General features: G+C 64.9%; 17 protein-coding genes. 5 read left to right on the forward strand and 12 right to left on the reverse strand.

Annotated features, from left to right (window positions below; genetic code table 11):
* Positions 1-8: 8 nt before the first annotated feature.
* From JG747_RS06665 to JG747_RS06715, 11 genes are all read right to left on the reverse strand, one after another.
* Complete coding sequence (locus JG747_RS06665; RefSeq protein ID WP_202361420.1) at positions 9-1085, reverse strand: 5-(carboxyamino)imidazole ribonucleotide synthase; 1077 nt, start codon at positions 1083-1085, stop codon at positions 9-11.
* Positions 1082-1579 (reverse strand): 5-(carboxyamino)imidazole ribonucleotide mutase, encoded by a 498-nt coding sequence (gene purE / locus JG747_RS06670; protein ID WP_010911966.1) that lies wholly within the window; start codon positions 1577-1579, stop codon positions 1082-1084. The genes JG747_RS06665 and purE overlap by 4 nt, the downstream gene beginning before the upstream one ends.
* A 98-nt stretch (positions 1580-1677) precedes the next feature.
* Complete coding sequence (locus JG747_RS06675) at positions 1678-2583, reverse strand: anti-sigma factor family protein (RefSeq protein ID WP_202361421.1); 906 nt, start codon at positions 2581-2583, stop codon at positions 1678-1680.
* Positions 2580-3119: a sigma-70 family RNA polymerase sigma factor gene (locus JG747_RS06680; protein ID WP_019861672.1), complete on the reverse strand. Its 540-nt coding sequence runs from the start codon at positions 3117-3119 to the stop codon at positions 2580-2582. Before JG747_RS06680 ends, JG747_RS06675 begins: the two co-directional genes overlap by 4 nt.
* Positions 3120-3156: 37 nt before the next feature.
* The gene (locus JG747_RS06685) at positions 3157-3354 is read right to left on the reverse strand and encodes a hypothetical protein (protein ID WP_019861671.1); all 198 of its coding nucleotides are present in this window, start codon (positions 3352-3354) and stop codon (positions 3157-3159) included.
* A gap of 132 nt (positions 3355-3486) precedes the next feature.
* Entirely contained in the window at positions 3487-4692 is a 1206-nt protein-coding gene (locus JG747_RS06690; RefSeq protein WP_202361422.1) for an aminotransferase class V-fold PLP-dependent enzyme, read from the reverse strand.
* Positions 4693-4717: 25 nt separating this feature from the next.
* The gene (locus JG747_RS06695) at positions 4718-5179 is read right to left on the reverse strand and encodes a RidA family protein (RefSeq protein ID WP_010911960.1); all 462 of its coding nucleotides are present in this window, start codon (positions 5177-5179) and stop codon (positions 4718-4720) included.
* 38 nt (positions 5180-5217) lie between these two features.
* Positions 5218-6012 (reverse strand): amino acid ABC transporter ATP-binding protein, encoded by a 795-nt coding sequence (locus JG747_RS06700; protein ID WP_019861669.1) that lies wholly within the window; start codon positions 6010-6012, stop codon positions 5218-5220.
* A 4-nt stretch (positions 6013-6016) separates the two neighbouring features.
* On the reverse strand, positions 6017-6667 hold the full coding sequence (locus JG747_RS06705) for an amino acid ABC transporter permease (RefSeq protein WP_019861668.1): 651 nt from the start codon (positions 6665-6667) through the stop codon (positions 6017-6019).
* A 1-nt stretch (position 6668) separates the two neighbouring features.
* The gene (locus JG747_RS06710) at positions 6669-7334 is read right to left on the reverse strand and encodes an amino acid ABC transporter permease (protein WP_010911957.1); all 666 of its coding nucleotides are present in this window, start codon (positions 7332-7334) and stop codon (positions 6669-6671) included.
* Between the two features lie 73 nt (positions 7335-7407).
* A complete protein-coding gene (locus JG747_RS06715; protein WP_202362238.1) occupies positions 7408-8238 on the reverse strand; it encodes a transporter substrate-binding domain-containing protein in 831 nt (276 codons plus the stop codon).
* Between the two features lie 170 nt (positions 8239-8408).
* Between JG747_RS06715 and JG747_RS06720 the strand changes: the two genes are divergently transcribed.
* Positions 8409-9197 (forward strand): IclR family transcriptional regulator, encoded by a 789-nt coding sequence (locus tag JG747_RS06720; protein ID WP_019861666.1) that lies wholly within the window; start codon positions 8409-8411, stop codon positions 9195-9197.
* A 9-nt stretch (positions 9198-9206) separates the two neighbouring features.
* Here JG747_RS06720 and JG747_RS06725 read toward each other — a convergent pair whose 3' ends face one another.
* Positions 9207-9410 carry a YdcH family protein gene (locus tag JG747_RS06725; protein WP_010911954.1) on the reverse strand — a complete coding sequence of 68 codons (204 nt, stop codon included), beginning with the start codon at positions 9408-9410 and terminating at the stop codon, positions 9207-9209.
* 239 nt (positions 9411-9649) lie between these two features.
* Between JG747_RS06725 and JG747_RS06730 the strand changes: the two genes are divergently transcribed.
* The 4 genes from JG747_RS06730 (at position 9650) to JG747_RS06745 (ending at position 12839) form a co-directional block, all read left to right on the forward strand.
* Entirely contained in the window at positions 9650-9829 is a 180-nt protein-coding gene (locus JG747_RS06730) for a YdcH family protein (protein WP_010911953.1), read from the forward strand.
* A gap of 319 nt (positions 9830-10148) precedes the next feature.
* Positions 10149-11402 carry a flavodoxin-dependent (E)-4-hydroxy-3-methylbut-2-enyl-diphosphate synthase gene (gene ispG / locus JG747_RS06735; protein WP_202361423.1) on the forward strand — a complete coding sequence of 418 codons (1254 nt, stop codon included), beginning with the start codon at positions 10149-10151 and terminating at the stop codon, positions 11400-11402.
* Between the two features lie 5 nt (positions 11403-11407).
* Positions 11408-12262 (forward strand): lytic transglycosylase domain-containing protein, encoded by an 855-nt coding sequence (locus JG747_RS06740; protein ID WP_202361424.1) that lies wholly within the window; start codon positions 11408-11410, stop codon positions 12260-12262.
* Between the two features lie 25 nt (positions 12263-12287).
* Positions 12288-12839: a phosphotransferase-like protein gene (locus tag JG747_RS06745; RefSeq protein WP_202361425.1), complete on the forward strand. Its 552-nt coding sequence runs from the start codon at positions 12288-12290 to the stop codon at positions 12837-12839.
* Positions 12840-12855 lie beyond the last annotated feature (16 nt).

Raw genomic sequence — 12855 nt, forward strand, 5'->3', positions numbered from 1 at the left:
GTTTTGAGCTAAGTACGGCGGCTGATGCGGGTGAAATGGCCCATCTTGCGGCCGGGCCGTGCTTCGGCCTTGCCATAGAGATGCAGCATCAGATCGGGCTCGGCGAGCAGGGTGGGCACGCGCAGCACGTCGTCGCCGATCAAATTTTCCATCACGCAGTCGGAGTGGCGCCCCGGGCTGCCCAGCGGCAGGCCGGCGACGGCGCGGATATGCTGCTCGAACTGCGAAACGATGCAGGCCGCCTCGGTCCAATGGCCTGAATTGTGGACGCGCGGCGCGATCTCGTTGGCCAGCAGCGAACCGTCGGAAAGCACGAAGAACTCGAGGCCGATGACTCCGACATAATCGAGCGCCGACAGGATTTTTGCCGCGGCCGTTCGCGCCGCTTCAGCCGTTTCAAGTTTGACGCCGGCCGGCAGGGTCGAGGTGTGGAGAATGCCGTGGCTGTGGACATTCTCGGCCGGGTCGTAGGCAGCCACGGCGCCATCCAGGCCACGCGCTGCGATCACCGAGATCTCGCGCTCGAAGGGCACGAAGCTTTCCAGGATCAACGGCACATTGCCCATCGCCTCGCAGGTGCCGGCGAAGCCTCCCGTTTCCATGTTGCGGAAGACACGCTGGCCCTTGCCGTCATAGCCCATGCGCCGCGTCTTCAAGATGCCGCTGCCGCCGAATGTCCTCAGCGCCGCCGTCAGTTCCTCGTCGGTGTCGACCGGACGAAAATCGGCGGTGGCAATGCCGATGCCGTTGAGGAATGTCTTTTCACTCACCCGGTCCTGCGCCACGTCGAGCGCGCGCGCCGGCGGATAGACCGCTACCTTGGCGGCAAGCGCTTCGGCCGCGGCGACGGGAACATTCTCGAACTCGTAGGTGACGACGGCACTTGCCGCCGCCAGCTCGGCAAGGGCGGTCGGGTCGTCATAGGCTGCCGTGACCTGCCGGTTGGCGACCTGGGCGGCCGGACAATCCGGCTGCGGCTCCAGCACGATGGTGCGGTAACCGAGGCGGGCGGCGGCCATTGCCAGCATGCGGCCGAGCTGGCCGCCGCCGATGATGCCGATGGTCGATCCGGCGGGCAGGCTCACGGCGTGTCCGTCGGTTCGTCGGCGACCTTGGCGGTCTGCGAGGCGCGCCAGGCATCGAGGCGCTGGGCAAGCTTGTCGTCGTTGAGCGCCAGGACGGCGGCTGCCAACAGGGCCGCATTGGCCGCGCCGGCCTTGCCGATGGCCAGTGTCCCGACAGGAATGCCGGCCGGCATCTGGACGATGGAGAGCAGGGAATCCTGCCCCGACAGCGCCTTCGATTCCACCGGAACGCCGAACACCGGCAGCGGCGTCATCGCCGCCGTCATGCCGGGCAGATGCGCCGCACCGCCGGCGCCGGCGATGATCACCTTGTAGCCGGCGGCTTTGGCGCCCTTGGCGAATTCATAGAGCCGGTCGGGCGTGCGATGCGCGGAGATGATCAGGCGCTTGTGCGGGACGCCGAGCGCCTCCAGCGTTTCGGCCGCTTGGCGCATCGTCGCCCAGTCGGACTGGCTGCCCATGATGATGGCGACGTCGGCGCGTTGATCGTTCAAGCTTGTTGCTCCCCGGCGACAAAGGCGCGCCTTAGCGGAATTCGCGCGGGGCCGCAAGGATATCAGGCCACCGGCAAGGCCGGTGGCTATAATCCAGCCTAAACCGCCGCTTTGCGGAAGCGGGCGACGAAGTCGTCGAGTTCGGGGCGTTCCATGTCGGAGATCGCCCAGTAAGAGAAGGCGCCGTCGCTCCAGTGCACCATCGAGAAGCCGCCGGACGAAAGGTCGTCCGGCTGGGTGGTCTTGCCGCCCTGCTGCGGTTCGGCGACCAGCGTGATCAGGTGCTCGCGGTGGCGGTAGACCAGGGCCGGCACCGGCCGGCCGGATATCACCTCGACCCGGCCGCCGATCAGCGCGTAGCCGTCCTGGGCAAGGTCGGGCGCCGGCGGCGAGACGCCAATGCGGGCGTCGAGCCAGGGCTTGACCGTATGGCGGTCGGACGAGACGATGTCGATCGGGCTCGCGGCAAGCAGGCTGCGGCGATGGCCGCTGGCGACCGCGGCGGCAAAGCCGTCATCGACGCCGCTCTGCATCACCCATTGTGTCGCCCCGCTGGCCAGCACCGCGCTGATCATGATCGACGCGGCCATGGCGCGCCAGTCGAACGAGCCGAAGCGGCGCGCTCTCGGCGATGGCCGCGCCTGGGATGGACGTGTCCCGGCTTCCCGTCTCTGGCCGCCGCCAGGGCCTGCAATCAATCCCGGCAGCGTCGACGGCGTACCCCGCTGCGGCTCCGCATCGACCGGCGCCTGCCGTTCGGTGCCCGCCATGCCGATCGACGCGATGCGGGCGCGAAACGCGTCGCTGACACCGGGGCGCGGCAGGCGGCTGACAGCGCCTTGCAAGGCGACAATGCGGGCATGCTCGGCGGCAAGCCTGGGGTCGGCGGCGATGCGACGCTCAACGGCAAGAGCGGCTGCCGCATCAAGCTCGCCATCGACAAGGGCATGGATCATCAGTCTGATACCTTCGGGATCGTTGGGCAGCCCGTCGTCGTGCGTCATGACGCTCTCCCCAATTCAGACGCCAGCAGGCCACGGGCGCGGGCCAGCCTGGACATCACCGTGCCGATCGGCACGGCAAGCATGGCCGATATCTCGCGATAGCTCATGCCGTTGATATCACGCAGCACCAGCGTCTCGCGAAATGGCTGCGGCAGAGCCGCGATCGCCGCCTCCAGTGCCGCCGTATCGGCTTTGGCGATCAGGCTCGCCTCCGGGCCGTCCTCGTCGGGCATGCTGGTGCCGTGCGCCGCCGCCATGTCATCGAGGTCGCCCAGATCGCCGACGGCCATCATGGCACGCGGCCGGTTGCGCGCCATCCAGGTGTAGGAGGTGTTGCGCACGATGGTCAGCAGCCAGGCGCGGGCGTTGCCGCCAGCGTAGCCTGATATGCCGGCATGTGCCTTGATGCAGGCATCCTGCACCACATCCTCGGCATCGGCCGCATTGCCGGTCAGCCAGCGGGCCAGCGCCAGCGCATCGCCGAGATGCGGCAGCACCACTTCGTTGAAGCGTTCTGCCAGGGCCCTCTCGCTCAAAGCGGCACCATGATCCGATACTCCAGGTCGTGCCGCCTCAAGATGCGACGGCGACCTTGCCCTGCTCGCAGGGGCAAAGCCCCCGGAAGCAGGCAGAGCCGCCTGCCTTGCCGAAACTGAATTCATCTGCGTCACCGCTGTCAAGCGCCACAAAGGAGAGCCTGACGATCATCCTGCTTGCCAGCGCATCGCGACGGCTGCCGCCGTGTTCGCTGTCCTTGCAATGATGGGGCATGCCGGTCTCCTCAACGCCAGTGGTGGCGTATGCCGAGGAGACTTGTCGCGGCGCCGATTTATTCCCACAGCCCGCGATCCGGCTGTTCACAGTCGCGTGATCACTGATGATTTAGGATGATTGGCCTAGCGCTCAATCCGGCCACTTCAAGACGCCGGAAGAATCCTTGCGGGCGGCCTTCATCGCATCGGCGGGACGGTCCTTCGCGGTCAGCACGGCACGCAACCGCTCGGCGACGATCTCGGCCTCGCCGGGATGCAGATTGCAGGGGTCGAGGAAGAAATGGCCGCGCTCGACTTCGTGGTTGCGCACGATGATCGGCGGTGAGCCAGCCGCCAGCGCCGAGGCGAGGCCAGCGGCGCTGAAGCGGCTCTCCGGCGAGATGAATATCTGCAGCCGGTCAAGCGGGTTGGCAGTCGGGTCCGGGATGATCTTGGCAAAGATGCCCGGCAGTCCCTGCAAAGCGTCCTTCCAGAGGTTGAGCGCCGCCTCCTCGCGCCGGCGGATGCCGGCGTGATCGCGCTTCTCCCAGGCTTCCAGTGCCGCCATGGTGCCGGCGATGCTTTCCTTGCCGACCTTCATGGCCCGCGCCACGCCGCGGTTCTGCAGATAGGCGGCCCGCACCAGATCCTTGCGGCCGGTGACGATGCCGCTGGTCGGGCCTGAGAGGAATTTGTGGCCGCTGTAGATGACGACGTCGGCGCCGCGCGCGAGAAAACCGCGCAGATCATATTCGGACGCTGCATCGACGATCACCGGCACGCCCTTGGCGTGGCAGATCTCGCAGAATTCCTCCAGCGGCAGCATGCCGTACTGCACCGTGTGGTGGGCGACGACGTAGAGGCCGGCCGCCGTGCGCTCGTTTATCGCTTCGCGCACATGATAGTCCTGGGTGACGCTGACCGTGCCCGCGGGCACCACCCTGGCGCCGGCGACGCGGATCGACTGGTCGATCGGGGCGCCGTAATTGACGATGTGGCCGAGCTGGATGACGACCTCCGATTTGAGGTCGCCGGTGTCGTCAGGCAGGCGCTCGATGGCGAGCAGGCTGGTTCCCGTCATCGCGCCGGCGATCGCCATGCTGATGCCGCTGGCGCAGCAGGCGGTGATGAAGCCGGCCTCGCCGCCGGTGAGGCGCGCCACCACCGTGCTCGCGGCGCGCTGCAGATCGTCCATCTCCACCCATTGCGAGGCCATTTCCGCCATGGCGCTGATCGCCTCCGGAACGATGATCGATGCGCCGAGCGCGGTCATGGTGCCGGAGACATTGATGATCGGCCGCAAGCCCAGCCGTTCGCGGATGGTGGTGTTGGAGCCGGTGTCGGAATAGGTTTTCATGTGAGCGGATCCCGTGAGTGGCAGGTCAGGCGGCGATCTCGACGACCGCCTCGATTTCGACAGTGATGTTTCCAGGCAGCGAGCCGACGCCGATCGCCGAGCGGGCGTGACCGCCGATCTTGTCGAAGACATCGGCGAACAGGTCCGAACAGCCATTGACCACTTTCGGGTGGTCGCTGAAAGTTGGCGTCGCGTTGACGAAGCCGAGCAGCTTGACGACGCGCACGATGCGGCCGAGATCGCCGGCGGCGGCATGCATGACGGCCAGCAGATTGAGCCCGGTCAGGCGCGCGTGCTCATAGGCCTGCTCGACGGTGACGTCCTCGCCGACCTTGCCGGTGCAGAGCGTGCCGTCGGCGCGCAGCGGCCCCTGGCCCGACAGGAAGATCAATCGCCCGCTCTCGGCATGGGTGACGAAGTTGGCGATGGGCGTCGGCGGCTCGGGCAGCGTCAGGCCGAGTTCGGCGAGCCGGATGTAAGGCGTCATGGAAGCAGGCTCCTTGGGACGGCAACGGCCGTCCAATGTCAGAAATGCGAGGCGCGGAAGCGCGCCAGGAAGGTGCGGAGGCGCTCATTGCTGGTTTCCGCCGCCAGGATCTCCTTGGGCGGCCCGACGGCGCTGACGCCGCCATCGGCCATGAAGACGATGCGGCTCGAGGCGTCGCGGGCGAAGGCCATTTCATGCGTCACCATCAGCATGGTCATGCCGTCCTCGGCGAGGCTGCGCACCACGGCCAGCACCTCGCCGACCAGCTCAGGGTCGAGCGCCGAGGTGATCTCGTCGAGCAAAAGGATTTTCGGCTCCATCGCCACCGCGCGCGCGATGCCGACGCGCTGCTGCTGGCCGCCGGAGAGCTCGGCCGGCAGGCTGTCGGCCTTGTGGGCGAGGCCGACGCGGCCGAGCCAGTGTTCGGCGATCTGGCGCGCCTCGGCCTGGCTCTTTCCCCGCACCTTGGTCAGTCCAAGCATGATGTTGCCGGCGGCGGTGAGGTGCGGAAACAGGTTGAAGCTCTGGAACACCATGCCGGTCTCGGCGCGCATCGCGGCCAAGTCGCGTTCGCTGCGGCGCTGGCGCGTTCCGGCCTCGCGATAGCCGACCTCCTTGCCGTCGATGCGGATCGAGCCTGAGTCATAGCTTTCGAGGAAGTTTACACAGCGCAGCAGCGTGGTCTTGCCGCTGCCGGAAGGGCCGATGACGGTGACCACTTCGCCGCGCTTCACCTGAAGGCTGACGGAACGCAGCACCTCGACGGCGCCGAAGGCCTTGGAGACATCGCGCACGTCGAGCAGCGCGGGACTGGCGTTTGTGGCGTCGGACATCGTGCTATTCCCGAATGAAGGCAAAGCGCCGCTCGAGGCGCCGGCTGGCGAGCGAGAGCGCGTAGTTGACCGCGAAATAGATGAGCGCGCCGAGGATATAGAGCGGCATCGCCTCGTAGGTACGGCCGATGACCTGGTTGATGGCCTGCATTAGATCGGTGATGCCGAGCAGCGAGACCAGTGCGCTGCCCTTGACCGCGTCGGTGACGCCGTTGATCCAGGGCGGCAGGAAGCGCCTGAACGCCTGCGGGAAGATGACGGAGGTGAGCCGCTGGCGGAAGGTCAGCCCGATCGCCATCGCGGCCTCGGACTGGCCTTTCGGGATCGAGGCGACCGCGCCCCTGAGATATTCGATGACCTGCGCCGTCTTGAACAGGGTGAGTGCCAGCACGGCGGCCCAGAAGGACGGCAGATGCAGCCCGATCGCGGGCAGGCCGTAATAGACGAAGAACATCAGCACCAGGATCGGAATGCCGCGGATGGTGTCGGAGAAGATGCGCACCGCCCAGCGCAGCGGGGCGGGGCCATAGACCAGGCCGACGCCAAGCAGGACGCCGGCGACGAGCGACAGGGTGACAACCAGAAGCGACACCCAAAGGGTCACGGCGAAGCCCTTGGCGAGGAAGGGCAGGGCGTAGAGGATCTGGCTCGCCATGTCAGCGCGCCGCCCGGAACCGGCGCTCGACGAGCCTGAGCCCGAAAAGCAGGATGTAGCCGGTCAACAGATACATCGCCGTCGTCACCAGATAGACCTCGACGATGCGGAAGGTGTTGAAGTTGATCCACTGGGCGCCGAAGGTAAGTTCCGGTACCGAGATGACCGAGGCGATCGAGGTGTCCTTGAACAGCGAGATGAAGGTGTTGGACAGCGCCGGCAGCGTGATGCGCAGCATGGTCGGGAGGCGCACATGGATGAGCCTTTGCCAGGGCGTCAGGCCGATCGCCTTGCCGGCATCGAGCTGGCCGCGCGGGACGGCCTCGAGGCCCGAGCGAAACACCTCGACCAGATAGGCGCCGCTATAGACAGACAGCGTCAGGACGAACGAGGTCGGCGCGCTGTAGGCCAGGTCGACCACGGTCGGCACACCGTAGAAGACGAGATAGACGAGCAGGATCAGCGGCACGTTGCGGATGAATTCGACATAGGCGGCGATGATCGCGCGCACGACGCGTCCGGCCGAGACGTACCAGACCGCGAGCACCAGGCCGATGACGGTGCCGATCGCAATCGAGATCACCGCAAGCTCGAGGCTGAGCAGCAGACCGCCCCACAGCTTGTCGAAATGCCGCCAGATCAGGTTGAAATTGAGGGCATAGCCCATGCGTACGCCTCGGTGTGAGGGCCGTCGAGTGGATTGCGGAAGGGCTGGAATGCCGCCCTTCCGCGATCCGGGATCAGATGACCGGGAAGCCGGGGTGGCGTGCCGGCGGCTCCTGGCCGAAATAGTCCTTGAAGGCGGCATCGTAGAGCGACGATTCATGGCCGAACATGGCTATGGTGAAGGTCTGGTTGACGTAGGTCAGCCAGTCGAGATCGCCCTGCCGCAAGGCCGCGCCGTAGAGCATCGAATACCAGCTCTTGCCGGCGTCGAAATATTTGTCCGGATTGCGCGAGGCGAGCCAACGCACGGTGGACAGATCGACAGCTGCCGCGTCGGCGCGCTTGGATTCCAGCGCCTGCAGCACGTTGGCCTGCGTGTCGATCTGGAGCACCTGTGCCTGCGGCAAGGCATAGTGGACGGAGCTTTCGGCATCGACATTCTGCAGGATGGAGATGCGCGTCGCCGAACCGCCGGCAAGCAGCTTGTCGAACGTCTTGTTCTCGGCGGTGGGCAGCGTCAGCAAGGCGACGCCTTCGACGTAGTACGGCCGGCTGAAGTTGATCAGCTGCGAGCGCTGCGCCGTCATCGTCATGAACTGGATGGTGATGTCGACCTTGTTGGTGGTGACGTTGGGGATGCGCTGCGCCGGGTCCTGCATGACGAACTCGACCTTGGTCGGATCGTCGAACAGTCCTTTGGCCAGGATGCGCCCCATGGTGATGTCCATGCCGACCAGTTCGCCGGCATCGTTCTCGAAATGCCAGGGCGCGTTGGTGCTGCCGGTGCCGACGATAAGCTTGCCGCGGTCGAGCACGGTGCGCAGCAGGCTGTCGGATGCGGCCTGGGCGGCCGCCTTCTGCGCATCGACGGTTGCCAGCACGCCGGCTGTCGCCAGTCCCGCCATTCCCAATTTCAGAAAATCACGTCTTCCGGATGTGTCGTTCACGGCGACCTCCTTTCGTGTTGTGTTCCCCATGCACAGGCAAGACACACGTCGATGATTTCAAAGCGATTGTCTCTTACAAGAGACGCATGTATCCTGTACAAGACAGATACTAACACCAGGAATCGACAATGCAAGATGGCAATGCCTTGGCCGTTTCGGCCGACGAAAAGACGACCGCCTCCCGCGAGAAGGGCCTCAACCGGGTGCTCGAGATCCTGGACTTCCTGCACGCGACGCAGCGGGCGATCGGCATCGGCGACCTTGCCAAGGGGGTGAACGCACCGCGCTCGACGACCTACACGCTGGTGCGGTCGCTGGTCGACGCCGGTCTGCTGGAAATGGCGGGCGACGGCAACCGCGTCTATTTCGGCAAGAAGCTCTATCTCTATGGAATGGATTATGTGCGCGGCAACGACCTGCTGCGTCGCGGGCGCCAGGAGGTCGACCATCTGTCGCGCGAGACCGGGGAGACATCGGAACTGTGCATGCTGCAGAGCGGCCGCTATACGATCGTCCACTCCAGCCCAGGCACCAGGCCGTTCCGCATCAGCTCCGCCACCGGCCTGCAGATACCGCTGCCGTGGACCGCCTCTGGCCGGCTGCTTCTGGCGGGGCTGGAGCGGGCCGAGGTCGAAGCCATGGTGTCGGAAGACGATCTCGTGCTGCCCGACGGCCGCAAGCTGCGGCTCGACGATTTCATCGACGACATCGCCAAAGCTGGGGTGACCGGCTACTGCGTCACCTCGGGCCTGGTCGATGCCTATACGAAATGTCTTGCTGTGCCGGTCTTTTCAGCGCCGGGCAAGGTCGAGGCAACGATGTGCCTGGTGGTTCCCATCGACACCTCCGACGAGCGGACCGGCAGTCTCATCGGCCTGCTGCGCGATCGCGCGGCCAGGTTGTCGATCGGCGGATAGGGAAAGCGTTCAGGCGATGATGTCTGGAATGATCTTGTCTTCCAGCTTCATCAGCCGGTCCTTGAGCGCCAGCTTCTTCTTCTTCATGCGCTGGATTTGCAGCGGGTCGCAATTGGTGGCGATCATCGCGTTGATCGCCGCGTCGAAATCGGCGTGTTCCTGCTTCAGCCGGGAAAATTCGAGGCGAATATCGGCCTGTTCCTGATCGGACATTCTCTACCGTCTGCACGTCTGCGGCGCCCAAAAACTGGGCCTGATTGGGCGGGGGTGGCAATTTCTGCCACCGGCGCGCAGGCCATATCACATTTCACCTTGTCGTGGAATGCTACCACGCAGCATTCGACATCGCAGTCGGAAGGTGGCAAAGTGTCATTGTGCCGTCACAGAACGACCTGCGGTGGACGCCCCGTGACGGCTGCAATCGAGGAAAACCATGAAAGGGAGAACCAATCATGTCTCTTGCATCCCATCTTGATGAGTTGCAGCGGAAACACGGCGACATCGAACGCGAAATCGATGACGCGATGAACCACCCGTCGGTGGACGACCTCGAAATCGTGAATCTCAAGCGACGCAAGCTGGCACTCAAGGATGCGATTGAGAAACTGAAAGCGCAACCGACCACGCATTGATGCTCGACTGACATAGCCGCCACTATGCGGTCTCCTTGCCGGCGGCAACCGCCGCCGGTGCTGTTGCTTTGATTTTCAACGCCAAGTCATAAGCCGCAGCTAACATCCCTCCGATCCCCCTTTTTGCCCCTGGCCATAGCCGGGTCTTGTCCTGTTTCAGCTCGCCGGCTGGGATCAATTGCTGCCAGTGGCGACCTGTCGCCATTGACAAGCCATCTTTGCTCCTCCACCTCATGCCCGAACCTCAGCGCATCGGCCCCGGGGAGTGCTTGTGCGTCCGAGTGGACGCACGGGGCTTCAGAGACAAAAGGCTGCCGGCATGACCGGATATTTTTCCTTTCCCTTCCCCCGCCGCACCTCGGTCGGCGTCGATGTCGGCGGCGTGGTCGTCGGCGGCGGCGCGCCTGTCGTGGTGCAATCGATGACCAACACCGACACGGCCGACATCGATCAAACCGTCGCGCAGGTCGCGGCACTGCACCGCGCCGGCTCCGAGATCGTGCGCATCACCGTCGACCGTGACCAGAGCGCCGCCGCCGTGCCGCGCATTCACGAACGATTGCTGCGCCTCGGGATCAATGTGCCGCTGGTCGGCGACTTCCACTATATCGGCCACAAATTGCTCGCCGACCATCCGGCCTGCGCCGAGGCACTGGCCAAATACCGCATTAATCCGGGCAATGTCGGCTTCAAGGACAAGAAGGACCGGCAGTTCACGGATATCGTCGAAATGGCGATCAAGCATGACAAGCCGGTGCGCATCGGCGTCAATTGGGGCTCGCTCGACCAGGAGCTTCTGACCCGGCTGATGGACGACAACCAGGACAAGGGTTTCCCGCTGACGGCGCAGGAAGTGATGCGCGAGGCGATCGTGCAGTCGGCTATCCTGTCGGCCGAGATGGCCGAAGAGATCGGCCTTGGCCGCGACAAGATCATCCTGTCGGCCAAGGTCAGCGGCGTGCAGGACCTGATTGCCGTCTACACCGAGCTTGCGACCCGCTCCGACCATGCGCTGCATCTCGGCCTCACCGAGGCCGGCATGGGTTCGAAAGGCATCGTCGCCTCGTCCGCCGCCATGGGCATCCTCTTGCAGCAAGGCATCGGCGACACCATCCGCATCTCGCTGACGCCGGAGCCGAACGGCGACCGCACACGCGAAGTGCAGGTGTCGCAGGAACTTTTGCAGACCATGGGGTTCCGCCAGTTCGTGCCGATCGTCGCGGCTTGCCCCGGCTGCGGCCGCACCACCTCCACCGTGTTCCAGGAGCTTGCGCAGAACATCCAGGCCGACCTGCGCAAGAACATGCCGGTGTGGCGCGAAAAATATCCCGGCGTCGAGAACCTCAAGGTCGCGGTGATGGGCTGCATCGTCAACGGCCCGGGCGAATCCAAGCATGCCGATATCGGCATTTCGCTGCCCGGCACCGGCGAGACGCCGACGGCGCCCGTCTTCGTCGACGGCAAGAAGGCGGCGACGCTGCGCGGACCGTCGATCGCGGCGGATTTCGAGAAAATGGTCGCCGACTACATCGAGCAGAGGTTTGGGCGCGGCGGCAAAGCCGCGGCGGAGTAGACGAAATGCAGCGTTTCCTCAGGGTGACGCTGGTTCTGCTTTGCGCCCTGGGTTGCTCGACATCCGTTCAGGCCGATCCGCCGCAATCGGCCAAGCAGCGGCTGATCGACAAGGTCTGCAACCTGATCCAGGCCCATGCCGACCAGAACGGCCTGCCCCGGGATTTCTTTGCCCGGCTGATCTGGAAGGAAAGCCGTTTCGATCCCAATGCCGTCAGTCCCGTCGGCGCCGAAGGCATCGCCCAATTCATGCCGGGCACCGCCAAGATGCGGGGCCTCGAGAACTCCTTCGACATCAACCAGGCGATCCCGGCGTCGGCGAAATATCTCGCCGAAATGAAAACCAGCTACGGCAATCTTGGCCTGGCGGCGGCCGCCTACAATGCCGGCGAAAGCCGGGTGTCGCGCTGGCTGGGCTCGGGCGGCTTCCTGCCGATGGAGACCGAGAGCTATGTCTTCGACGTCATGGGCGAGCCGGTCGACAAGTTCACCGACCCCGCCTATGCCGGAAAAATCGAGCCGCTCGATGCCAAGACGGATTTTGCCGTCGCTTGCCGCAAACTGCCTGTCATCATGTCGCAGACCGTGGCGATGGCCTCGATCAACGTCAAACCATGGGGCGTCCAGGTGGCCGGCAATTTCCGCCGCAGTGCCGCTATCAGCCAGTGGCTCAGGGTCAGGAGCCGGTTTCCGGCGCTGCTTGCCGGCCATGATCCGGTGGTGAGCCGGGTGCGCACGCCGATCGGCCGGCGCGGCATCTATGCGGTCAGGATCGGGATCGACGATCGTGCCGCCGCCAATGTCATCTGCCAGAAATTGCAGAGCGTCGGCGGGGCGTGCGTGGTGGTGCGCAACCGGTAGGCTGGTCCGAGAGAGGCGTTTAACGATGACAGCCAGGATCGTTCTGCTCAATGGCGTCGGCAGTGCCGGCAAAAGCTCGATTGCCAGGGCGTTGCAGACAATAACCGCCGCGCCGTTCCTGCATGTCCAGATGGACAGTTTCCTCGAGATGCTGCCCGAGGCCTTGCAGAACCATGCCGATGGCTTCTCCTACGAAACCGTCCGACAGGACGGCAAACCCGCGGTCGTGATCAGGGCCGGGCCGGTGGGCGAAAAAACCCTGCGCGGCATGCGCCACGCCATTGCCGCCATGGCCGGGCAAGGCAACGACCTGATCGTCGACGATGTGCTGTGCAACGGCGAACTATCGGACTATGTCAAACTGCTGTCGGCCTTCGATCTCCATCTGGTCGGTGTGATGGCGCCGCTGCAGGTTCTGGAAGCCCGCGAGGCCCGGCGACCCGACAGACTGCCGAGGCTGGCGCGCTGGCAATATCCCCACGTGCACGCGGGGATAAGTTACGACCTCGAAGTCGACACCAGCCTGCTTACACCGTTGGAGTGCGCCCGTCGCATCCAGCAGCGATTTCAATTATAGGCGGCGGTGAACTGGC

This window comes from Mesorhizobium sp. 131-3-5 (assembly GCF_016756575.1).
Classification (GTDB): Bacteria; Pseudomonadota; Alphaproteobacteria; order Rhizobiales; family Rhizobiaceae; genus Mesorhizobium; species Mesorhizobium jarvisii.

Excerpts from the sequence above, each read along its gene's own strand:
- JG747_RS06675 (WP_202361421.1), bottom strand. The coding sequence starts at position 2,583 with ATGACGCACGACGACGGGCTGCCCAACGATCCCGAAGGTATCAGACTG.
- JG747_RS06685 (WP_019861671.1), bottom strand. The coding sequence starts at position 3,354 with ATGCCCCATCATTGCAAGGACAGCGAACACGGCGGCAGCCGTCGCGAT.
- JG747_RS06690 (WP_202361422.1), bottom strand. The coding sequence starts at position 4,692 with ATGAAAACCTATTCCGACACCGGCTCCAACACCACCATCCGCGAACGG.
- JG747_RS06695 (WP_010911960.1), bottom strand. The coding sequence starts at position 5,179 with ATGACGCCTTACATCCGGCTCGCCGAACTCGGCCTGACGCTGCCCGAG.
- JG747_RS06700 (WP_019861669.1), bottom strand. The coding sequence starts at position 6,012 with ATGTCCGACGCCACAAACGCCAGTCCCGCGCTGCTCGACGTGCGCGAT.
- JG747_RS06705 (WP_019861668.1), bottom strand. The coding sequence starts at position 6,667 with ATGGCGAGCCAGATCCTCTACGCCCTGCCCTTCCTCGCCAAGGGCTTC.
- JG747_RS06710 (WP_010911957.1), bottom strand. The coding sequence starts at position 7,334 with ATGGGCTATGCCCTCAATTTCAACCTGATCTGGCGGCATTTCGACAAG.
- JG747_RS06715 (WP_202362238.1), bottom strand. The coding sequence starts at position 8,238 with ATGGCGGGACTGGCGACAGCCGGCGTGCTGGCAACCGTCGATGCGCAG.
- JG747_RS06720 (WP_019861666.1), top strand. The coding sequence starts at position 8,409 with ATGCAAGATGGCAATGCCTTGGCCGTTTCGGCCGACGAAAAGACGACC.
- JG747_RS06725 (WP_010911954.1), bottom strand. The coding sequence starts at position 9,410 with ATGTCCGATCAGGAACAGGCCGATATTCGCCTCGAATTTTCCCGGCTG.
- JG747_RS06730 (WP_010911953.1), top strand. The coding sequence starts at position 9,650 with ATGTCTCTTGCATCCCATCTTGATGAGTTGCAGCGGAAACACGGCGAC.
- ispG (WP_202361423.1), top strand. The coding sequence starts at position 10,149 with ATGACCGGATATTTTTCCTTTCCCTTCCCCCGCCGCACCTCGGTCGGC.
- JG747_RS06740 (WP_202361424.1), top strand. The coding sequence starts at position 11,408 with ATGCAGCGTTTCCTCAGGGTGACGCTGGTTCTGCTTTGCGCCCTGGGT.
- JG747_RS06745 (WP_202361425.1), top strand. The coding sequence starts at position 12,288 with ATGACAGCCAGGATCGTTCTGCTCAATGGCGTCGGCAGTGCCGGCAAA.